This is a genomic window from Pseudescherichia sp. (assembly GCF_031987975.1).
In the GTDB taxonomy this organism is placed as follows: Bacteria; Pseudomonadota; Gammaproteobacteria; order Enterobacterales; family Enterobacteriaceae; genus Pseudescherichia.
In genome coordinates, this window is sequence record NZ_DALZYX010000012.1 from 64,869 (window position 1) to 86,746 (window position 21,878).

A 21,878-nucleotide genomic window follows, 5' to 3' on the forward strand; every position below is an offset into this window, starting at 1 on the left:
TGGTGACGTAGGTATCGGTAGTAAATGGACGTGACGATTCGCTGGCGCTATTGGTGTGCGTCAGTCGTTATAGCTTTGCTGTGATATATATGATCTATCAGTAAGCGGCGTTAAAAGTTTGATTGCAGTTCGGACAGAATTTCGGTCCCTCTGCTATCAGGAGATATCAGCGACAGGCTCCCGAGTGATCGACAATGAAATCCACCAGACCAAAATCGGCAAAAGTGGACAGATTTTGGTGTATTGTTGATAGTGGCAAATTAACCTGCTGTAACAGGTCAAAAGCAGTGAGAGGGATCTGGACCTGCGTCAGGTAGTATAATAGGTGAATTGTAGTGGTTAAGGTTAGACCTGCGGTCTTAGGGATAGTTACCAGCTTTTTACGTTCATCGGTGGATGGAGGGTTAAATACTGATGGAATGTAACGGCACAATGCATCCTCATGCTGGGACCATATATAAATACCATAAAGTTCGCATTCATTGGCACTGCGAAACGTTGTACGATAGCTTCCAAGCCTTACCGATGAGATTAACGATATAACTGGTGAATAATTAGCAGCTTGCGGCATTTATGCTTGCTCCGTTAGCGGTGTGCTGAAGCATACCATATATGTGCAGAAGAAGTTGACGGCGATAAATACACCCTTTAGTATCCACAATTAACAGCCTGTACTGTCTACTTCCCCTTTACCAGGTTCTGGTTGCGTACACCATAGGCAAAGCGATTTATGAAACCCACCTCTGGTGGGTTTCGTCGTTTTTGGATAACAGCCCGATTAGCGTCGAGCTGAAAGAGGTGCTCTGCCTGGGTTAATACCGACGCTCTGCTGCCTGCCGCTGAGCGTAAACGCCGATACCACCGTAATTGCCAGAACAAAGCAGCCCAACATCAGATAGGTATCCTGGAAGCCGATCCGGTCATACATATTACCGGCAAAGGCAGAGAGGAATATCGCCGCTGACTGCTTAGCAAACTGGAAGCCAATCAGGTAGATAGTGGCAGACAAACGGGTATCAAATACGCCGGTAATGTACTTAAAGGCTCCCACCAGCAGGAACGGCACCTCCAGCGCATGCAGCATCTTGAGGGCGACGACCTCTACTACCGTAGTGGCAAACGACGAGCCGATAATGCGTGCCGCCATAATCAGCCCGGCAATCAGCAGCGTATTTTTTGCGCCGATGCGGTTAATGATCCACGGCGAGCAGAACATAATGATGGCATTGCAGATCTCCCCGGCCGTGGTGGCAAAACCAAAGGCGCGGGTACCCTCCTGCGGCGTGGCGAAGAAGGATTTGAAGAAAGTGGCAAACTGCTGGTCGAACACGTCATAGACGCAGGCAACGCCAACCACGTAGAGAATAAACAGCCACATTTTGCGCTGGCGGAACAGGTTAAATACCGTCTTCGCCGTGATCTGCGGCTGGTTGGCACCGAGCGCGTTCATCACCTCCGCCGTCTGGTTGGGTTTCGGTTTGGCGATAATTAGCAGCAGCATGAGCAGCAACGCCGCCGCTGAACCCATCCAGAACACGTACGACGGGTCGATACCGAACAACACCCCGCCCGTAGAGGCACATAGCCCCCAGCCCAGGCAGCCAAACATGCGTGCCTTACCGTATTCGAAGTAGCTGTTGCGGCTTACACGCTCAACATAGGCTTCGATGGCCCCCGATCCCGCCGAGAAAACAAAGCCGATATACAGACCGCCGCTTAATGCCCCCAGCCAGATGTTAGTTTTCAACAGGGGGGCGAAAACATAGAGGAAAAACGGCGCAAACAGAAACAGCAGCACCGAGATGATCCACAGCATATGTTTTTTCAGCCCCAGCTTGTCTGAAATTACGCCCAGCACGGGTTGAAAGGCGATGGCGGAAAGCGAGATGCAGGAGAAGACGATCCCCGTATGGGTTTTATTCAGGCCGATGATATCCGACAGCCAGATCGGCAGGAACGGAAAGCAGGTGGCCATAATGAAGAAGTAGAAAAAGAAAAACAGTCCGAAGATCCAGAAGTTAGGGTTATCTTTGTGGGTACAGGCAGTTGTGCTCATTATTATTATCCTCAGCTGTGGGCCGGCTTCCCGGCCCATCACCATTACACCCGTTCTACACCAATCAGAATGGCGCTTTCCGGATCCAGAATCGGCAGTGCAATTCCCGACTGCATCAACCACTCACCGCTTACCGTCTGCGGGGCCTCCATCCATGCGGGCAGCTTACGCATGGTGTGCCCGCCCTCGCCGGTTAAGCGAATATTGGGATGATCGAGCAGCGTGATACGGTACTGCGCGCCAGCCTCCAGCCCTGGCATGCGCAGCGGCATCATCAGGGTGTGATCCGGCATCGCCAGTTGGCTGACGATAAACAAGCCCTGGCCTCGATCCTGGCTCACGACTCCCTGCGCCAGGGTGGTGGCATCCGGCATATCTACGCGCCACTGGGTACCCGTGTGGATGATCGCGCGCCACCGTTTGTGCAGCGCGGCATAGTGCCGGTAGCCTTCACGCTCCTGCTCATCGACGCTGAGCGGATCCAGCTCCAGCCCCATATGACCAAACAACGCGGTAAGCCCGCGAAACGCAATGCTGTGCTGACGGAAGGTGGCGTGACATTTATGATGACCGATATGCGCGCCCATCACTTCTGGCGGGAAGAAGTAGCTCATCCCGCGCTGAATGGTATTACGCTCCAGCGCGTCGTTGTTGTCCGATGCCCAGAAACGGTGGCAGCGGGTGAGCACCTCGTAGTCAATGCGTCCCCCGCCCGAGGAGCAGGACTCAAACTCGACCTGCGGGAAGCGTTCCCCCAGCGCATCCAACAGACGATAGAACTGACGCGTCTGCGCATCGGCGGCAGCCTTGCCGTTGTGTCCAGGCTGCACCAGCTCCCGGTTCATGTCCCACTTCACATAGTCCACCGGATGCTCGCCCAGCAGCCAGCTCATACGCTCAAGCAGGTACTCAAACGCCTCTGGAATATTCAGGTTGAGCACGTACTGATGGCGGCCCGTGGGCTGAGCATAGCCCGGCAGCGCCAGCACCCAGTCCGGGTGCGCCCGGTAGAGATCCGAGTTGGGGTTGATCATCTCCGGCTCGGCCCAGATACCAAACTCCATGCCGAGATTTTTAACGTGGTTAATCACCGGCATCAGACCGTTGGGGTATTTCTTCTCGTCGAGGTACCAGTCGCCCAGCGCAGCGTGGTCGTCGTTGCGTCCTTTAAACCAGCCGTCGTCGATAATAAAGCGCTCCACGCCCAGCGCTGCCGCTTCGTCCGCCATCCGCATGATGTATTGCGGATCGTGGTCGAAATAGATCCCTTCCCAGGTATTGAGGTGTACCGGGCGCGGCTTGTTCTCCGGGAAGCGGATAACGTTGTCTCGCAGGTAGCGGTGAAACTGCTGGCTCATTCCGTTCAGCCCGTTTGCGGAGTAGCTGGCGTATAGCCGCGGCGTCCACAGCGTTTCCCCCTCCTCAACGGCCATCTCTCCCGGCAGGTAGAGCGCTTCGGCCTGCAGATAGCGGCGACCGTCGGTTTTTACTTCGGCCCGCAGACGGTGGTTGCCGCTCCAGCCCAGATGCACGCCCCATACGTCGCCGCGCATTTCACTGAATGCCTGCGTGCCGCTAATCAGTGCCGGAAAGTGTTCATGGGAGGTGCGGCCGCGACGGTTTTCAATCACGAAGCTGTCATGCTCAAGCTTCATGCGGTGCGGCTGAAACTCGCGGGTCCAGCGTCCATGAAAGGCCATCACCTCTCCGGCGCGCTCGGCAATCGGCAGCGTGACGGCAAGGCGATCAGCCTGCCACGCCTGCGCCCGAAGATTAGTTAAACCGTGGCGTACCACCAGCACGCCGCTGTCGTCGAGCGCAAGTTCGCTGGTCAGGCGCAGTCCGGCATGCTCATCTTCAGCAGTAATCGTCAGGGTTTGCCCTTGCTGCTGTACGTGTGTGGTTTTGAATACCGGCGACCCGTCCAATCCCTGGCGGTGACCTTCAATGCCCGGCGAACCAAACAGACCCTGACCCAGCTCGGCCATCAGCGTCACTGGCGAGTCCACGTCCAGCCTGCCGTTGGCTACCGGGCGGGATAAACTTGCTGCATCCTGCGGCGAAAAGTGGTGAAGGTGCGAACCCCAGTAAAGAATTTCGGCAAAGGGGTGAGTTTTGATCACCACGTCTACCGTTTTGCTTTCCAGTCTTAAAATCGAATCATGCATCAGACATCTCCTGTCATCGGGATGTTCTGAGTGTTGATCCGAAACGTTTCGGATACAAACCAAAACGTTTCGGATTTGTGATCGGCTTTAGAATTTCGGCAGATTTACGCCGTCTGGCCAGCAGAAAACTCAGGCTGCCATAGCACCTGAAGCTGATTGATATCTTCGCCGTTGATTAACCGCAGCACCATGTCAGCGATCTGTTTGCCTACGCCCTGACGGGTAGCCTGGATCACCGCCGCCACGTCGATATCCACAATGCTGTCCTGCGGCAGACCGTCGTAAACCACCAGCGAAACGGCGTTATCACCGGTTAAAAGGCCAAGCTGGGACAGGGCCATCGCCACACCGTCGCCGTGGGTGTTACAGTCAGTAAGAATTGCCGTTGGAGGCGAGTCCAGCGAAAGCAGATCCTGAGTCGTGGTATAGCCCGCCCGCCGTGAAGGCGGCATGGTGCGCAGCCATTCGCTGGACAGCCCTGCTTCGCTCAGGGCATCAAGGTAACCCTGGCGGCGCTGGGTGATAAAAGCCTGCGTGTTACTCTCTCCCAGCAGGGCGATACGCCGATGGCCCTTTTCAATCAGCCAGCGCGTGGCGTGATACATCCCGGCGTAGTTGTCGAAGTCAAACCATGCATAGGGCTGCGGCAGCTGGCTGCGGCCCAGCGCGAGGAACGGGAAACCGATAGCCTGAAGCTGTGCCAGGCGCGGATCGTGATCGAGGGTATGGGCAACAATTAGCGCATCCACGCGGCGGCTTTGCACCATACGCATATAGCTATGCTTATCAGCCAGATCGTCGTCGGCGATCAGCAGCAAATCAATCTCATATCGCGCAAGTTCGTGGCTAATTTCGCCAACCATCTCCATAAAAACGCTGTTATTGAGCGGAACAGGGTGCACCGGAAAAACCAGCCCAACGGCGTCAATTTTGCCCATCTTCAGACGGCGGGCAAAGGTGTTCGGGCGATAGCCACGGCGTTGTGCTTCCGCTTCGACCCGCGCACGCGTCTCTTTGGAGACATCATCATAACCGTTGAGCGCACGGCTAACGGTGGTAACGGACAGTCCCAGTTCTTTGGCAATGGCTTTAAGCGACATGTTTTTCCGTGTCTTGCTGTTAATTTTGTTCCGCAACCAGAAGCGCATGCGTATCCGGTTCGAGAGCCTGAAAGATATGTGGCCGATCGGCGGGATAGCAGATGTAATCCCCCTCTCCCAACTCCTCCGGCGCGTCGGTCAGCCCCACAATCGCCCGCCCCTGGGTCACAATGATGTGCTCTACCGATCCCGGAGGGTGAGGCTGGGAGATGCGGTCTGCGCCCGGCTGGGTCAGCAGTAGATAGATATCACGTCGCGCTCCCGGTGGACAGGCGGCCAGTAAAATGGCCTCATAGTTAGCCTGCCCGGCAATGACTTTCGTTCCCTCTCCCCGACGGATCACCTGCGTAGCGGGCTGCTGCGGCTCCAGCAGACGGGCGAAAGGAATGTCCAGTGCTACGCACAGCGACCAGAGCGTCTCCAGGCTGGGGTTGCCGTTGCCTGATTCCAGCTGTGAAAGCGTGGATTTGGCGATCCCGGCCCGGCGGGCAATTTCCGCCAGTGAAAGTCCGGTTCGCAGACGTTCTCGCACTAAACTTTTAGCGATCACGCTAATTGGCTGCGTCATATAACGGCCCTTGCTCTATAAATCGAACGAATCGTTCATCTTGTAAAACGCACCTGATGTGTTCATTATAATGGATACTCGTTCGATATAGCTAAACCAATACGGCTAAAATAGTATGAAACATCATCTCTCTTGTCTTAAAGGCGATACGATAAAGGCGATCGTTCTGGTCTGCCTGGCCGTAGGTATCGTCGGCATGTCCTACGGCTCGCTGGCAATGGCCTACGGCTTCCCGCTCTGGGTTCCTTTTGTGCTCTCTATCACCGTGCTGGCGGGCGCGTCTGAGTTTATGTTTATCGGCATCGTTGCCAGCGGTGGTAATCCCCTGGCGGCCGCCGCCGCTGGACTCCTGGTTAACGCCCGCCATGTGCCGTTTGGCGTGACGGTGCGCGACCTGGTCGGCAAGCGCGGTGCCAGCCTGCTCGGCTGCCACATTATGAATGACGAAAGCGTGGTGTTTGGCCTGTCGCAAAAAACGCCTGAGCAGCGTAAGGCGGCCTACTGGCTGTGCGGCCTGGGGGTAGCGATTATCTGGCCTCTCGGCGCGCTGCTGGGTGCTATGGTGGGTAAACTGCTACCCGATCCGGAAACCATCGGTCTGGACGCGGTCTTTCCGGCTATTTTGCTGGCGTTAGTGGTGCCGGCGTTTAAAAACCGTACCACGCTTATTCGAGCCTGTAGCGGCGCAGCGTTATCACTTGCCGCCGTACCCTTTGCACCAGTGGGTTTACCGGTTCTGCTTTCTCTGCTCGGCCTGGCCGCGAGGAAAAAATAGTGGAAAACATGACGGTATTTATTCTCGGCATCGTTCTGTTATCGGCAGGGACCTATTTGATGCGTCTCGGCGGCGCTAAACTCGGTAGCCGCCTGGCCCTCTCTGAGCGTTCACAGGCGCTGCTTTCTGATGCCGCCACCGTGCTGCTGTTCTCCGTGGCGCTGGCAACTACCTTTTATGAAGGGGATCATTTTGCCGGTATGGCGCGGGTGATCGGCGTCGCCTTTGCCGTATTTCTGGCCTGGCGGAAGATGCCGTTAATTGTGGTGATCGTGGCGGCGGCGGTAGTGACTGCGCTGCTGCGGCTGGCGGGAATAGCATAAAAAAAAGCGCCCGTAGGCGCTCTTTCAACGATGAAGATGTTATTTAGTCAGCTCAGCAGTCATGTGTACATAGTTACCTGAGTAAGCCTGGGTAATTTTGTAGGATGATGCGCCAGCCTGCTCGGCCTGAGCGGCGATTTTCGCTTCCGCACCGGAGAGCGTGGTGTCAGTCACAGAGACGGACTGGGCAGCGAAAGAACCGAAGGAAGCGGCAAGAGCGATAACTGCAACAAAAGTTTTGATGTTTTTCATGATGGTTACCCTTTAATTAAGTTGTTTGTATAAGGCGTGTCGCCTTGATGTGATAAATAATAGACCGGTTAATCACCAACTAAAAGTAAAGGGATTTGCTGACTACATTCAAAATTTTTGAATAAATGCTATGCACCCGCTAAACGCTGAGGATGGGTATAGATTGTTGCCCTGCCCGGCTTGCAAAAACCCACCAGCGTCAGATTGCAGCGCTCGGCCACCTCGACTGCCAGCGTGGTTGCCGCCGACACCGCAAACAGAATCTCCACGCCGCACATGGCGGACTTCTGCACCATCTCATAGCTTGCCCGGCTGGAGACCAGCGCCGCCCCCTGCTGCCAGCCTGCGCCTTCCCGGGCGCGATGGCCCAGCAGCTTATCCAGCGCCACGTGTCTGCCAACATCCTCGTGCCCGCCAATCAGTTCACCCTCGGGCGCGATCCACGCGGCGGCATGAGTGCAGCCGGTGAGCTGGCCGACCGGCTGGACGCTGCTCAGTTGGCGCAGCGCCCGATCCAGGTTCGCCAGATCGAACGTCTGGGTAAAAGGCAGCGGGGCGACCGGCTTGCCAATATCGTTAAGCTGCTCCACGCCGCATACGCCGCAGCCGGTACGGCCCGCCAGCGCCCGGCGACGCTCCTTCAGTCCCATAAAGCGACGACTGGAGAGCTCAATCTGTACCTCCAGGCCATTACAGGAGGGCACAACCTCCATCCCATAGATCTCCGCTGGGGCATCAATAATGCCTTCCGACAGAGAAAATCCCATGGCGAACTCGGTGAGATCCTTCGGCGAGGCCATCATCACCACGTGTGAAATCCCGTTGTAGACCAGCGCGATAGGTACCTCTTCCGCCAGGCTGTCCGGCTGAGGATGCTGTAGATCATCACGTTTCCAGAGCATCACCTCGCGACACCCTGTGATATCGGTCGACTTTTTAGGAGTAGAGAGCATTTTATTGTTCACTTTTTGTTAACTGAATGGGAACAGGCCTGGCGACATTGTGGTATTCTGGCGGCAATTCCTCCAGCGCGAGGAGGACCATCCTATTCTGAACCTTTACGGCCATGCCCGCAAAGCGTAAAGACTCGAGAGCACCATTCGAGACAATGTCGATATAAATAAAAAAAGTAAGGAGCGACCCCATGCAGGTCAGCAGAAGACAGTTCTTTAAGATCTGTGCTGGCGGTATGGCAGGTACAACGGCAGCCGCACTGGGCTTTGCACCCAGCGTCGCGCTGGCGGAAACACGGCAGTATAAGCTGCTGCGCACCCGCGAAACTCGTAACACCTGTACGTACTGCTCCGTTGGCTGTGGGCTATTAATGTATAGCCTTGGCGACGGTGCAAAAAATGCCAAATCATCCATCTTCCATATTGAAGGGGATCCGGATCACCCGGTGAACCGCGGTGCATTGTGTCCAAAAGGGGCCGGACTGGTGGACTTCATCCACTCCGAAAGCCGCCTGAAATATCCGGAATACCGCGCACCAGGTTCTGATAAATGGCAGCGTATCAGTTGGGATGAAGCGTTCGATCGCATCGCCAAACTGATGAAAGAGGACCGCGACGCAAACTATATCGCGCAGAATGAGCAGGGCGTGACCGTAAACCGCTGGCTCTCTACCGGTATGCTGTGCGCCTCTGCGGCCAGCAATGAAACCGGCTATTTATCCCAGAAATTTACCCGCGCACTCGGCATGTTAGCCGTCGACAACCAGGCGCGTGTCTGACACGGACCAACGGTAGCAAGTCTTGCTCCAACATTTGGTCGCGGTGCGATGACCAACCACTGGGTCGACATGAAGAACGCCAACCTCATCGTGGTGATGGGTGGGAACGCGGCAGAAGCGCATCCGGTGGGTTTCCGCTGGGCGATGGAAGCCAAGATCCACAATGGCGCGAAGCTGATTGTCGTCGATCCGCGCTTTACGCGAACCGCCTCGGTCGCGGATTTCTATGCGCCTATTCGTTCCGGTACTGACATCGCTTTCCTGTCAGGCGTCATGCTGTACCTGCTGAATAACGAAAAATATAACCGTGAATACACCGAAGCCTATACCAACGCCAGCCTGATCGTGCGGGAAGATTTCGGCTTTGATGACGGTCTGTTTACCGGCTATGACCCGGATAAACGCAAGTATGACAAAGCCAGCTGGAACTATGAGCTGGACGAAAACGGCTATGCGAAACGCGACATGACGTTGACGCATCCTCGCTGCGTATGGAACCTGCTGAAAAAGCATCTGGCTCGCTATACGCCTGAGGTTGTAGAGAACATCTGCGGTACGCCAAAAGCTGACTTCCTGAAGGTTTGCGAATACATCGCCGAAACCAGCGCCCACGATAAGACCGCGTCGTTCCTCTACGCGCTCGGCTGGACGCAGCACTCGGTCGGTGCGCAGAACATTCGTACCATGGCGATGATCCAGCTGCTGCTCGGCAACATGGGCATGGCAGGCGGCGGCGTTAACGCCCTACGCGGCCACTCCAACATTCAGGGTCTGACCGACCTTGGCCTGCTGACCCAAAGTCTGCCGGGCTACATGACGCTGCCGAACGATAAGCAGAGCGATCTGGAAACTTACTTCGCGGGTAACACCACGAAACCGCTGCTGGAAGGCCAGGTTAACTACTGGAGCAACTACCCGAAATTCTTCGTGTCGATGATGAAAGCCTTCTACGGCGATAAGGCGACGGCAGAGAATAACTGGGGCTTTGACTGGCTGCCGAAGTGGGATAAAGGCTACGACGTCCTGCAGTATTTCGACATGATGGCGAAAAACGAGGTGACGGGCTACATCTGCCAGGGCTTTAACCCGGTGGCATCGTTCCCGAATAAAAACAAGGTTGTCTCGTCGCTGTCGAAGCTGAAGTTCCTGGTCACTATCGATCCGCTCAATACCGAGACCTCGACCTTCTGGCAGAACCACGGCGAGCAGAACGACGTCGACTCATCGAAAATCCAGACCGAGGTGTTCCGTCTGCCATCCACCTGCTTCGCGGAAGAGGACGGCTCCATCGTCAACTCCGGTCGCTGGCTACAGTGGCACTGGAAGGGTCAGGACGCTCCGGGCGAAGCGCTGAACGACGGTGAAATTCTGGCAGGCATCTTCCTGCGCCTGCGTAAGATGTACGCGGCAGAGGGCGGTGCGAACCCGGAACAGGTTCTGAACATGTCCTGGAACTACACCACGCCGGAGAACCCTTCTCCGCAGGAAGTGGCGATGGAGAGCAACGGCAAAGCGCTGGAAGATATCATCGACCCGGCGAGTGGCAAGGTGCTGGCGAAGAAGGGCGATCAGCTCTCCTCCTTTGCCCATCTGCGCGACGACGGTACCACTTCCAGCGGCTGCTGGATCTTTGCCGGCAGCTGGACGCCGGACGGTAACCAGATGGCGCGCCGTGACAACGCCGATCCGTCAGGGCTGGGGAATACCCTCGGCTGGGCATGGTCGTGGCCGTTGAACCGCCGCATCCTCTACAACCGTGCCTCGGCGGACCCGCAGGGTAAACCGTGGGATCCGAAACGCCAGCTGCTCTCCTATGCCAATGGTAAATGGGTGGGCGCGGATATTCCGGACTACAGCACTGCGCCTCCGGGCAGCAACGTTGGTCCGTTTATCATGCTGCAAGAGGGCGTCGGACGTCTGTTCGCCATCGATAAGATGGCGGAAGGGCCGTTCCCGGAGCACTACGAGCCGTTTGAAACGCCGCTGGGCACCAACCCGCTGCATCCGAAGGTGATCTCTAACCCGGCAGCCCGCGTGTTCAAAGATGATATGGACGCGATGGGTAAAGCGGATAAGTTCCCGTACGTAGGGACCACTTACCGCCTGACTGAGCACTTCCACTACTGGACCAAGCACGCGCTGTTGAACTCAATTGCGCAGCCGGAGCAGTTTGTGGAGATCGGCGAGAAGCTGGCAGGCAAGCTGGGCATCGTCCAGGGCGATACGGTGAAGGTCTCCTCTAACCGTGGCTATATCAAGGCCAAAGCGGTGGTGACCAAGCGTATCCGTACTCTGAACGTGCACGGCCAGGAAGTCGACACCATCGGGATACCTATCCACTGGGGTTATGAAGGCGTGGCGAAGAAGGGCTTTATTGCCAATACGCTGACGCCGGTTGTTGGTGATGCGAACACGCAGACGCCGGAGTTCAAGGCGTTCCTCGTGAACGTGGAAAAGGTGTAACGGAGACGACCTATGGCTTATCAATCGCAAGACATTATCCGTCGTTCCGCGACTAACAGCTTTACCCCCGCGCCTCAGGCGCGGGATCACCAGCTCGAGGTAGCGAAGCTTATCGACGTGACCACCTGTATCGGCTGTAAAGCCTGTCAGGTGGCCTGTTCCGAGTGGAACGACCTCCGTGATGAGGTCGGTCATAACGTCGGGGTCTATGATAACCCGGCGGATCTGACGGCCAAATCCTGGACGGTGATGCGCTTCTCGGAAGTCGAGCAGAACGACAAACTGGAGTGGCTGATCCGTAAGGATGGCTGCATGCACTGTGCCGATCCCGGCTGTCTGAAAGCCTGCCCGTCTGAAGGGGCAATCATTCAGTACGCTAACGGCATCGTCGACTTCCAGTCTGAGCAGTGCATCGGCTGCGGCTACTGCATCGCCGGCTGTCCGTTCGACGTCCCGCGCCTGAACCCGGAAGATAACCGCGTCTACAAATGCACCCTGTGCGTGGATCGCGTGACCGTCGGCCAGGAGCCAGCCTGCGTGAAGACCTGTCCAACTGGCGCTATTCACTTTGGTTCCAAAGAGGATATGAAAACGCTGGCAGGGGATCGCGTCGCAGAGCTGAAAACCCGTGGGTACGATAACGCGGGCCTGTACGATCCGGAAGGCGTTGGTGGTACGCACGTCATGTACGTGCTGCACCATGCCGACAAGCCGAATCTCTACCACGGCCTGCCGGAGAACCCGGAGATCAGCGCCACCGTGAAGTTCTGGAAAGGTATCTGGAAACCGCTCGCCGCCGTCGGCTTTGCGGCGACCTTTGCCGCCAGCGTCTTCCACTACGTGGGCGTCGGTCCAAACCGCGCTGACGATGATGAAGACAACCTTCACGATAAAAAAGATGATGAGGTGCGCAAATGAGAAAACGTGACACCATCGTGCGCTACACCGCGCCGGAACGCATCAACCACTGGGTCACCGCCTTTTGCTTCGTGCTGGCGGCGGTGAGCGGGCTGGGGTTTTTCTTCCCCTCCTTTAACTGGTTGATGAATATTCTCGGTACGCCGCAGCTGGCGCGGATCCTCCACCCCTTCGTTGGGGTGGTGATGTTTGCCTCGTTTATCATCATGTTTTTCCGCTACTGGCACCACAACCTGATCAACCGGGACGATATCTTCTGGGCGAAAAACATCCAGAAAATCATCGTTAACGAAGAGGTCGGCGACACCGGGCGCTATAACTTTGGCCAGAAGTGTGTCTTCTGGGCAGCGATTATTCTGCTGGTGCTGCTGCTGGTCAGCGGGATTATCATGTGGCGTCCGTGGCTCGCGCCGTACTTCTCCATCCCAACAATCCGTCTGGCGATCATGCTGCATTCATTTGCCGCAGTCGGGCTAATTGTGGTTATTATGGTGCATATCTACGCCGCCCTTTGGGTAAAAGGCACGATTACCGCCATGGTAGAAGGATGGGTAACGAAAACCTGGGCGGAGCGACACCACCCGCGCTGGTATCGTGAAGTCCGGAGCAAATCGGAAAAAGAGGCTGAATGAGTATTCGCATAATCCCGCAAGATGCGTTGGAGAAAGGCGAGAAACGTGCGGCGGAAGCTATTCCGCCGTTACTGTTTCCCAGGCTGAAAAATCTCTACAACCGTCGGGCAGAACGCCTGCGCACGCTGGCCGAGAGTAATCCGCTGGGTGACTATCTGCGCTTCGCCGCGCTGGTGGCCCATGCCCAGGAGGTGGTGCTGTACGATCATCCATTAACCATGGATTTGACCGCACGCATCAAAGAGGCTGCCGATCAGGGCAAGCCGCCGCTGGATATTCACGTCCTGCCACGCGACACCCACTGGCATAAGCTGCTGCACTCTCTGATTGCCGAGCTGAAACCAGAGATGAGCGGCCAGGCGCTGGCGGTGATTGAGAATCTGGAGAAGGCCTCGACTCAGGAGCTGGAAGAGATGGCGAGCGCCCTGTTCGCCAGCAACTTCGCGGCGGTGAGCAGCGATAAGTCGCCGTTCATCTGGGCGGCGCTGTCGCTCTACTGGGCGCAGATGGCCAGCCTGATCCCGGGTAAAGCCCGCGCCGAGTATGGCGAGCAGCGTCAGTTCTGCCCAGTCTGCGGATCCATGCCGGTCTCCAGCATCGTGCAGATTGGTACTTCGCAGGGGCTGCGCTATCTGCACTGCAACCTGTGCGAAACCGAGTGGCACGTGGTACGCGTGAAGTGCAGCAACTGCGAGCAAACCCGCGATCTGCACTACTGGTCGCTGGACAACGAGCAGGCTGCGGTCAAAGCGGAGAGCTGCGGCGACTGCGGTACTTACCTGAAGATTTTATATCAGGAAAAAGACCCGAACGTAGAGCCGGTGGCCGACGACCTGGCATCGCTGGTGCTGGACGCCCGTATGGAGCAGGAGGGCTTCGCCCGCAGCTCCATCAACCCGTTCCTGTTCCCGGGTGAAGGGGAGTAATCCTCTGTGACACTGCCGGGCGGCGCTACGCTTGCCCGGCCTACATATGAATGCCCCCTTCCGCTACTCCTCCTCGTTACCGCCCTCTTCGTATGAACCGAAGGGTTTCGCTGGCAGCACGATAAAGATCCCTTCAAAGATAGCCCCGGCGACGTCGTTGCCGAACAGCTCGACCTGCAGCTGCACGCGGGCTTTGCGGCCGCGCGCCAGACGATCGAGATCGCCGCTGAGGGAACCCAGGTCGGCAATGGCGCTGGGTCGGCCGGTGATAGGATGGCTGTAACGAATGTGGGCGTCGGCAAGAATAATGGTGCCGCCGAGATGGCGCTCCCGCAGCATCAGCCAGATCAGCCCCCAGCCGGTCAGCGTGGCGAGAGAGAAGAGACTCCCGGCAAACAGCGTATGGTGCGGATTCTGGTTTCCCGTCTCCGGCATGGTGGTAATAAACTTCTGCCCGGTGTACTGCTGAATACGTACGCCCATCTTCTCGCTCAGCGGAATATGCTGGTACCAGGCCTGCTGTAGCTGTCCGCACCAGTCGCCACGATGCAGAATATCGTCCAGCGTGGCGACGGGTTTCATCATCAGAAAGTGACGCAGCGGCGTGGTTTGCGGGGCGGTGATCTCGCCTTCGTTGATAAACCCGAGCTTGGCGAAAAACTCCACGGCGTCCTCACGGGCGCTACAGGTAACCCGCTTAACCCCCTCCTGCCGTGCTACTGACTCCAGGGTCATCGCCATCAGCGTGCCCAGCCCTTTATCCTGTACCTCTGGGTGCACGGCCATAAAGCGAATCGAGCCTTCGTTATCGGCGTTGATATAGAGCCGCCCGACGGCAACCAGCTGGCCCTCTTCATCCAGCACCATCTGATGATGCGCCATCGCATCCCAGGCGTCGCGCTCGGAGCCGCGCGGCTGGTGGAGGGGCTTGCGTAGCATTTCCCAACGAAACGCGTAGTAGCGCTCTAACTCTGCTTCGGTTTGCGGTACGCGAAGATGATACATAGCAGCACTCTCTCTTGTGACCTGGGGCCAGGCTAGCTGCTGGCTCATACTTGCAGCCAGAAGGTAACCGGACCGTCGTTAACCAGCGAAACCTGCATATCGGCAGCGAACTGCCCGGTTTGCGTAACCATTTCCTGCTGGCGGCAGCGCGCAACAAAATAGTCATACAGCGCCTCGGCACGATCTGGCGCAGCGCCCCGGGAGAAACCGGGACGCATGCCGCGCTCGGTATCCGCCGCCAGCGTAAACTGCGACACCACCAGTACGCTGCCACCGGCCTGCTGAACGTTCAGGTTCATCTTGCCGTCGGCATCGCTAAAGATACGGTAGCCTAATACTCGTTCGCAAAGACGGTTCGCTTTTTGCTCGTCGTCCTCTTTTTCGACACCTAACAGCACCAAAAGTCCTGGGCCAATTTCACCCGTCACGTTACCTTCCACGGTCACGCTGGCACGGGAAACACGCTGAATTAATGCAATCATGGTTGGTCTATTGTCTCTTGCTCTGCGGCTAATTTGAGTTTGCGGTACTCCCCGAGAGTGACAGTTATTTCAGCGCCAAGCAAGACGATACACCAGGTCCAGTAGACCCAGACAAAGAGGATCGGCACCACCGCCAGCACGCCGTAAATGAGCTGATAGGAGGGAAACATGGTGATATAGAGCGCGAACGCCTTTTTTCCCAGCTCAAAGAGCAGCGCCGCCACCAGCGCGCCGACAACGGCATCGCGGTTAGGCACCCGGGTAGTGGGTACGATGCTATAGAGCAGCCAGAACGAGAGCCAGGAGAGGATCAGCGGGAATATGCGCAGCACATGATCTATCACGCTATCCAGCTCGGTAGCCCAACGCAGCGAGAGCAGATAGGAGCTAATCGCCAGGCTTGCCCCCGCCAGCAGCGGCCCGAGCGTGAGGATCATCCAGTAGACGGCAAACGAGTAGACCTTTGGCCGCGCCCGCTTGCTGCGCCAGATGGTATTCAATGCACTATCAATGGCATACATTAACAGCAGCGCGGTGACAATCAGGCCGCACGCCCCCACCGCCGTCATTTTGCTGGAGTTGGCCACGAACTGCTCAATATAGCGCTGGATAATATCGCCAGTCGATGGCAGGAAATTGGCAAAAACAAAGTGCCGAAGCTGCAGACTGACGTCGTTAAACATTGGAAACGCAGCGAATAGCGCAAAGATCACCGCCACCAGCGGCACCAATGAGAGCAGCGAGACGTAGGCGAGATTCCCCGCCAGCGTCGTCATATTGTCTTCGTCGATTCGCTGCCAGAGCAGCTTGAGCCACGCCCGCAGCGGGCGAGTATGGTGGCTGGCTTTATGATGAACGGTTTTTAGCATAGCTGTTTTGCAAAGTAGTTCGGTATCGTCTCTTTTCCGGTCACCAGAATTGAAGTAATACCCAACTGGTTAGCTCCCTCTATATTATCGGCGTTATCGTCAAAAAAGACCGCATCCTCGGCGGAGAAACCCTCTTCCCGCAACAGCGCCTGGTAGATGCGCGCCTCGGGCTTGCGCATCCCCATCTCTTGGGAGAGGTAGATCTTATCCGCTGCGGCGCGAACCTCAGGATACTGCTCCGGCCAGAAGGTGGTGTGCAGGCGGTTAGTGTTGGAGAGCACCACCACGCGATGCCCCTGCGCACGTAGCCTATGCATGATGTCGATCACCTCCGGACGCAGGCCGACAAATACCGCCTGCCAGCCGTGGGAGAACTGCTCATAGCTCAGCGGCAGCGACATCTCCTCGCACAGCGCCTCGGCAAAATCCTCATCCGACAGTTCGCCCCGCTCGTGACGATGAAACGCCTCACCCATGGTAAAACTTTGCTTCAGCGTTGCCAGCGGAACCCGGCTGAGATCGCTCCATGCACCCAGCACGCGATCGAAATCGATATCAACAATCACGTTACCTAAATCAAAGATATAGAGCATGTTTCTCTCCTTGTTGGCCGTGGAGAGTTAACTGTAGCGGGAAATCCAGACGGTGAATAGCTGCTCTGCCACAGATTCAGGCAGGAGGGGTTTGGAGAGAGGCATAAAAAAAGCCGCTGAATTTCAGCGGCTTTGATCGTCATGCGAAAAACAGATTACGCGTCGCGAGGACCACGCATCGCACGTTTACGGTCGTTCTCGGTCAGGTGACGTTTACGGATACGGACAGAGGTCGGGGTGACTTCTACCAGTTCGTCGTCATCGATGAACTCCAGCGCCTGCTCCAGGGACATCTTGATCGGCGGAACCAGAACCGTTGCTTCGTCGGTACCCGACGCACGCATGTTGGTCAGTTTCTTACCGGTCAGGCAGTTCACGGTCAGGTCGTTAGAACGGCTGTGAATACCGATGATCTGGCCTTCATACACTTCAGCACCGTGACCCAGGAAGAGCTTACCGCGATCCTGCAGGCTGAACAGCGCAAACGCGACTGCTTTGCCCTGGCCGTTGGAGATCAGCACGCCGTTGTTACGCTGGCCGATTTCGCCCGGACGCACGTCGTCGTAGTGGCTGAAGGTGGAGTACAGCAGACCAGTACCGGAGGTCATGGTCATGAACTCGGTACGGAAGCCGATCAGGCCACGCGCCGGGATCAGGTAGTCCAGACGAATACGGCCTTTGCCGTCAGGGATCATGTCTTTAACATCGCCCTTACGCTCGCCCATCGCCTGCATAACCGAGCCTTGATGCTGCTCTTCGATATCCAGGGTCACGTTTTCGAACGGCTCCTGCATACGGCCATCGATCATACGGTTGATAACTTTCGGACGGGAAACCGCCAGCTCAAAGCCTTCACGACGCATGTTTTCGATCAGAACCGACAGGTGCAGCTCACCACGACCGGATACACGGAATGCATCAGAATCGTCAGTCTCTTCCACGCGCAGCGCCACGTTGTGCACCAGCTCTTTGTTCAGACGGTCAAGGATCTGACGCGAGGTCACAAACTTACCTTCTTTACCGCAGAACGGCGAGGTGTTGACGTTGAAGAACATGGTCACGGTCGGCTCATCAACGGAGAGGGCCGGCAGCGCTTCGACGTTTTGCGGATCGCAAAGGGTGTCGGAGATGTTCAGCTCGCCCAGACCGGTGATCGCGATGATATCGCCCGCTTCAGCTTCGGTGGATTCAATACGCTCCAGACCGAGATGGGTCAGTACTTTACCCACTTTACCGTTGCGCGTTTTGCCTTCGCTGTCGATCAGGGTGATCTGCTGGTTCGGCTTCACCTTACCGCGCTTGATGCGGCCGATGCCGATAACGCCAACGTAGTTGTTGTAGTCCAGCTGGGAGATCTGCATCTGGAACGGACCGTCAAGGTCAACGTTCGGCGCCGGGACGTGGTCAACGATCGCCTGATACAGCGGGGTCATATCTTCCGCCATGTCAGTGTGGTCGTTACCCGCGATACCCTGCAGGGCCGATGCGTAGATGATCGGGAAGTCCAGCTGCTCGTCGGTAGCGTCGAGGTTTACGAACAGATCGAAGACCTGATCGACAACCCAGTCAGGACGCGCGCCCGGACGGTCAACCTTGTTGATAACGACAATTGGCTTCAGGCCATGCGCAAACGCTTTTTTAGTTACAAAGCGGGTCTGCGGCATCGGGCCGTCCATAGCATCGACCACCAGCAGTACGGAGTCTACCATGGACATGACACGTTCAACTTCACCACCGAAGTCGGCGTGACCCGGGGTATCAACGATGTTGATACGGTAGTCATTCCATTTGATAGCGGTGTTTTTCGCGAGGATGGTAATCCCACGCTCTTTCTCCAAATCGTTGGAGTCCATCACGCGTTCAGTAGTCTCAGCGCGCTCGCTGAAGGTACCGGATTGCTGCAGCAGCTTGTCAACCAGGGTCGTTTTACCATGGTCAACGTGCGCAATGATGGCGATGTTACGCAAATTTTCGATCACAACTTTGCCTCAGGCATTAGAAATAGCGCGTTATTGTACACGTATTAATCGCAGTACAGAACAGGATCACAAAGAACCTTTACAAACAATACAGAAAGTAAGGCTTTGTGATCGGTTTCACGGAGCGGTAGAGAGCCGCCTTAATGTAAATTGCACCAATATGGTGCACCTGGATCGCGCAGATGCACTATATTGATGCAAGATATCCATTATGGTGCAGCCCTTTTGCACTATGACGTGCATGATAGCGCCTTTTGGGGGTGTTTTAAAAGTTGGCACAGATTTCGCTTTATCTTATGCAAGGCGATTGTGCCACTTATAAAGTGTAGAACCTCGTTACCACGACGACCAAAAATTCCGGGAGAGTTAAGTATGTCCGCTGAACACGTTTTGACGATGCTGAACGAACATGAAGTGAAGTTTATCGATCTGCGCTTCACTGATACCAAAGGTAAAGAGCAGCATGTCACTATCCCAGCCCATCAGGTTAACGCTGACTTCTTTGAAGAAGGCAAAATGTTTGATGGTTCTTCGATTGGTGGCTGGAAAGGCATCAACGAATCCGACATGGTGCTGATGCCGGACGCCTCTACCGCTGTTATTGACCCGTTCTTCGAAGAGTCTACCCTGATTATCCGTTGCGATATCCTTGAGCCAGGCACACTGCAGGGCTACGATCGTGACCCGCGCTCCATCGCTAAACGCGCTGAAGAGTACCTGCGCTCCACCGGCATCGCAGATACCGTTCTGTTCGGGCCAGAGCCAGAGTTCTTCCTGTTCGACGACGTTCGCTTTGGTGCCAACATCTCTGGTTCCCACGTGGCTATCGACGATATCGAAGGCGCATGGAACACCTCCACCAAATACGAAGGTGGTAACAAAGGTCACCGCCCTGCAGTGAAAGGCGGTTACTTCCCGGTTCCGCCGGTTGACTCCTCTCAGGACATCCGCTCCACCATGTGTCTGGTAATGGAAGAGATGGGCCTGGTTGTTGAAGCTCACCACCACGAAGTGGCAACCGCAGGTCAGAACGAAGTGGCTACCCGCTTCAACACTATGACCAAAAAAGCGGACGAAATTCAGATCTACAAATATGTCGTGCACAACGTCGCGCATCGCTTCGGCAAAACCGCGACCTTTATGCCAAAACCGATGTTCGGCGATAACGGTTCCGGTATGCACTGCCACATGTCTCTCTCTAAGAACGGCACCAACCTGTTCTCTGGCGACAAATATGCTGGCCTGTCTGAAGAAGCCCTGTACTACATTGGCGGCGTAATCAAACACGCCAAAGCAATCAACGCCCTGGCGAACCCGACCACCAACTCCTACAAGCGTCTGGTCCCGGGTTACGAAGCACCGGTTATGCTGGCCTACTCTGCCCGTAACCGCTCTGCCTCTATCCGTATTCCGGTAGTGACCTCGCCGAAAGCGCGTCGTATCGAAGTGCGCTTCCCGGACCCGGCTGCTAACCCGTACCTGTGCTTCGCTGCCCTGCTGATGGCTGGTCTTGACGGTATCAAGAACAAGATCCACCCGGGCGAAGCCATGGACAAAAACCTGTACGACCTGCCGCCGGAAGAGGCGAAAGAAGTTCCGCAGGTTGCTGGCTCCCTGGAAGAGGCCCTGCAGGCCCTTGATGCAGACCGTGAGTTCCTGACCGCAGGCGGCGTATTCACTAACGACGCGATCGATGCCTACATCGCTCTGCGTGTTGAAGAGAACGACCGCGTTCGCATGACGCCGCACCCGGTTGAGTTCGAACTGTACTACAGCGTTTAATTGTTGTAAGACTCAGTCAATTTTTGCTCTGGCCTTGCTGGAGCAAAAAAGATGCTGACGATTTGAAGTTGCCGTGGAAACTTTAGCCCATCCCTGATGGGCTTTTTTCTCCGCCAACAACCTGATATTACGCGCTTTTTAACCATAAAAAGCTATAATGCACTAAAACAGTGCAACTCATTTCAGGAGACTGCTTAATGGCAACTGGCACGCTGCCCGATGCTGGGCAGATCCTCAACTCTCTAATCAACAGCATCCTGCTGGTTGATGACGAGCTGGCGATTCACTATGCGAACCCCGCCGCTCAACAGCTGCTGGCACAAAGTTCACGCAAGCTGTTTGGTACCCCCCTGCCGGAGTTGCTGAGCTACTTCTCCCTCAATATCGCCCTGATGCAGGAGAGCCTGGAGGCCGGACAAGGGTTTACCGATAACGAAGTGACGCTGGTGATCGATGCCCGCTCGCACATTCTCTCCGTGACGGCACAGAGGTTGCCGGAGGGGCTGATCCTGCTGGAGATGGCACCGATGGATAACCAGCGACGCCTGAGCCAGGAGCAGCTGCAGCAGGCCCAGCAGGTCGCCGCACGCGATCTGGTGCGGGGCCTCGCCCATGAGATTAAAAACCCGCTAGGCGGTCTGCGCGGCGCAGCGCAGCTGCTGAGCAAAGCGCTGCCCGATCCGGCGCTAACCGAGTACACCAAAGTCATTATCGAGCAGGCGGACCGGCTGCGTAACCTGGTTGATCGCCTGCTGGGACCGCAGCATCCGGGCATGCACGTGACCGAGAGCATTCACAAAGTCGCCGAACGCGTAGTGAAGCTGGTCTCGATGGAGCTACCGGAGAATGTCACCCTGGTGCGTGACTATGATCCCAGCCTGCCAGAGCTACCGCACGATCCTGACCAGGTTGAGCAGGTGCTGCTGAATATCGTGCGTAACGCCCTGCAGGCGCTGGGGTCAGAGGGTGGCACCATTACGCTGCGCACCCGCACAGCCTTCCAGCTGACGCTGCACGGCACGCGCTATCGACTGGCGGCGCGTATTGATATTGAGGATAACGGTCCGGGCATCCCGTCGCACCTGCAGGATACGCTCTTTTATCCGATGGTGAGCGGACGCGAAGGCGGAACCGGACTTGGGCTGTCGATCGCCCGCAGCCTGATCGATCAACACTCCGGCAAAATTGAATTTACCAGTTGGCCGGGTCATACCGAGTTTTCGGTTTACCTGCCAATTAAAAAATGAAGGTGACG

19 protein-coding genes are annotated in these 21,878 nt (G+C 56.3%); 8 read left to right on the forward strand and 11 right to left on the reverse strand.

From position 1 onward, the window contains the following. Positions 1–778: 778 nt before the first annotated feature. The 4 genes from RTN40_RS18745 to RTN40_RS18760 form a co-directional block, all read right to left on the reverse strand. Complete coding sequence (locus RTN40_RS18745) at positions 779–2,056, reverse strand: MFS transporter (protein ID WP_312229788.1); 1,278 nt, start codon at positions 2,054–2,056, stop codon at positions 779–781. 44 nt (positions 2,057–2,100) lie between these two features. Beyond that, a complete protein-coding gene (locus tag RTN40_RS18750) occupies positions 2,101–4,224 on the reverse strand; it encodes an alpha-galactosidase (RefSeq protein ID WP_312229789.1) in 2,124 nt (707 codons plus the stop codon). A 104-nt stretch (positions 4,225–4,328) separates the two neighbouring features. Beyond that, entirely contained in the window at positions 4,329–5,324 is a 996-nt protein-coding gene (locus tag RTN40_RS18755) for a LacI family DNA-binding transcriptional regulator (protein WP_312229790.1), read from the reverse strand. Positions 5,325–5,343: 19 nt separating this feature from the next. Continuing rightward, positions 5,344–5,892, reverse strand: coding sequence for an XRE family transcriptional regulator (locus RTN40_RS18760; protein WP_312214004.1), 549 nt, complete (start codon positions 5,890–5,892; stop codon positions 5,344–5,346). Between the two features lie 115 nt (positions 5,893–6,007). Here RTN40_RS18760 and RTN40_RS18765 point away from each other — a divergent pair, with 115 nt between their 5' ends. Together RTN40_RS18765 and RTN40_RS18770 are read left to right on the forward strand one after the other, a co-directional pair. Further along, positions 6,008–6,667: an AzlC family ABC transporter permease gene (locus RTN40_RS18765; RefSeq protein WP_312214006.1), complete on the forward strand. Its 660-nt coding sequence runs from the start codon at positions 6,008–6,010 to the stop codon at positions 6,665–6,667. Next, positions 6,667–6,990: an AzlD domain-containing protein gene (locus RTN40_RS18770; protein WP_268106337.1), complete on the forward strand. Its 324-nt coding sequence runs from the start codon at positions 6,667–6,669 to the stop codon at positions 6,988–6,990. Before RTN40_RS18765 ends, RTN40_RS18770 begins: the two co-directional genes overlap by 1 nt. Positions 6,991–7,029: 39 nt before the next feature. On the opposite strand, the gene RTN40_RS18775 is transcribed toward RTN40_RS18770, so the two are convergent. Further along, the gene (locus RTN40_RS18775; protein ID WP_312214009.1) at positions 7,030–7,242 is read right to left on the reverse strand and encodes a DUF1471 domain-containing protein; all 213 of its coding nucleotides are present in this window, start codon (positions 7,240–7,242) and stop codon (positions 7,030–7,032) included. A 128-nt stretch (positions 7,243–7,370) separates the two neighbouring features. Then, positions 7,371–8,195, reverse strand: coding sequence for a formate dehydrogenase accessory sulfurtransferase FdhD (fdhD, locus tag RTN40_RS18780; protein ID WP_312229791.1), 825 nt, complete (start codon positions 8,193–8,195; stop codon positions 7,371–7,373). A 191-nt stretch (positions 8,196–8,386) separates the two neighbouring features. Here fdhD and fdnG point away from each other — a divergent pair, with 191 nt between their 5' ends. From fdnG to fdhE, 4 genes are read left to right on the forward strand one after another with little or no spacing between them, the layout of a single operon-like run. Continuing rightward, positions 8,387–11,437 carry a formate dehydrogenase-N subunit alpha gene (gene fdnG / locus RTN40_RS18785; RefSeq protein WP_312229792.1) on the forward strand — a complete coding sequence of 1,017 codons (3,051 nt, stop codon included), beginning with the start codon at positions 8,387–8,389 and terminating at the stop codon, positions 11,435–11,437. A gap of 12 nt (positions 11,438–11,449) precedes the next feature. Then, entirely contained in the window at positions 11,450–12,355 is a 906-nt protein-coding gene (gene fdxH / locus RTN40_RS18790; RefSeq protein WP_312229793.1) for a formate dehydrogenase subunit beta, read from the forward strand. Next, positions 12,352–12,987: a formate dehydrogenase cytochrome b556 subunit gene (fdoI, locus tag RTN40_RS18795; protein ID WP_312214017.1), complete on the forward strand. Its 636-nt coding sequence runs from the start codon at positions 12,352–12,354 to the stop codon at positions 12,985–12,987. The genes fdxH and fdoI overlap by 4 nt, the downstream gene beginning before the upstream one ends. Then, the gene (gene fdhE / locus RTN40_RS18800) at positions 12,984–13,913 is read left to right on the forward strand and encodes a formate dehydrogenase accessory protein FdhE (protein ID WP_312229794.1); all 930 of its coding nucleotides are present in this window, start codon (positions 12,984–12,986) and stop codon (positions 13,911–13,913) included. The genes fdoI and fdhE overlap by 4 nt, the downstream gene beginning before the upstream one ends. A gap of 63 nt (positions 13,914–13,976) precedes the next feature. Here the strand turns inward: fdhE and fabY are convergent, their stop codons facing one another. From fabY to typA, 5 genes are all read right to left on the reverse strand, one after another. Next, a complete protein-coding gene (gene fabY / locus RTN40_RS18805; protein WP_312229795.1) occupies positions 13,977–14,918 on the reverse strand; it encodes a fatty acid biosynthesis protein FabY in 942 nt (313 codons plus the stop codon). 44 nt (positions 14,919–14,962) lie between these two features. Further along, positions 14,963–15,400: a D-aminoacyl-tRNA deacylase gene (gene dtd / locus RTN40_RS18810; protein ID WP_312229796.1), complete on the reverse strand. Its 438-nt coding sequence runs from the start codon at positions 15,398–15,400 to the stop codon at positions 14,963–14,965. Next, complete coding sequence (locus RTN40_RS18815; protein WP_312229797.1) at positions 15,397–16,269, reverse strand: virulence factor BrkB family protein; 873 nt, start codon at positions 16,267–16,269, stop codon at positions 15,397–15,399. The genes dtd and RTN40_RS18815 overlap by 4 nt, the downstream gene beginning before the upstream one ends. Further along, positions 16,263–16,862, reverse strand: a complete 600-nt coding sequence (gene yihX, locus RTN40_RS18820; protein ID WP_312229798.1) for a glucose-1-phosphatase — start codon at positions 16,860–16,862, stop codon at positions 16,263–16,265. The genes RTN40_RS18815 and yihX overlap by 7 nt, the downstream gene beginning before the upstream one ends. 155 nt (positions 16,863–17,017) lie before the next feature. After that, on the reverse strand, positions 17,018–18,841 hold the full coding sequence (gene typA, locus RTN40_RS18825; RefSeq protein WP_312214028.1) for a ribosome-dependent GTPase TypA: 1,824 nt from the start codon (positions 18,839–18,841) through the stop codon (positions 17,018–17,020). Positions 18,842–19,213: 372 nt separating this feature from the next. Here typA and glnA point away from each other — a divergent pair, with 372 nt between their 5' ends. Both glnA and glnL read left to right on the forward strand, forming a co-directional pair. Continuing rightward, positions 19,214–20,623 (forward strand): glutamate--ammonia ligase, encoded by a 1,410-nt coding sequence (glnA, locus tag RTN40_RS18830; protein WP_312214505.1) that lies wholly within the window; start codon positions 19,214–19,216, stop codon positions 20,621–20,623. 197 nt (positions 20,624–20,820) lie between these two features. After that, positions 20,821–21,870 (forward strand): nitrogen regulation protein NR(II), encoded by a 1,050-nt coding sequence (gene glnL, locus RTN40_RS18835; protein WP_312229799.1) that lies wholly within the window; start codon positions 20,821–20,823, stop codon positions 21,868–21,870. The last annotated feature ends 8 nt before the right edge of the window (positions 21,871–21,878 follow it).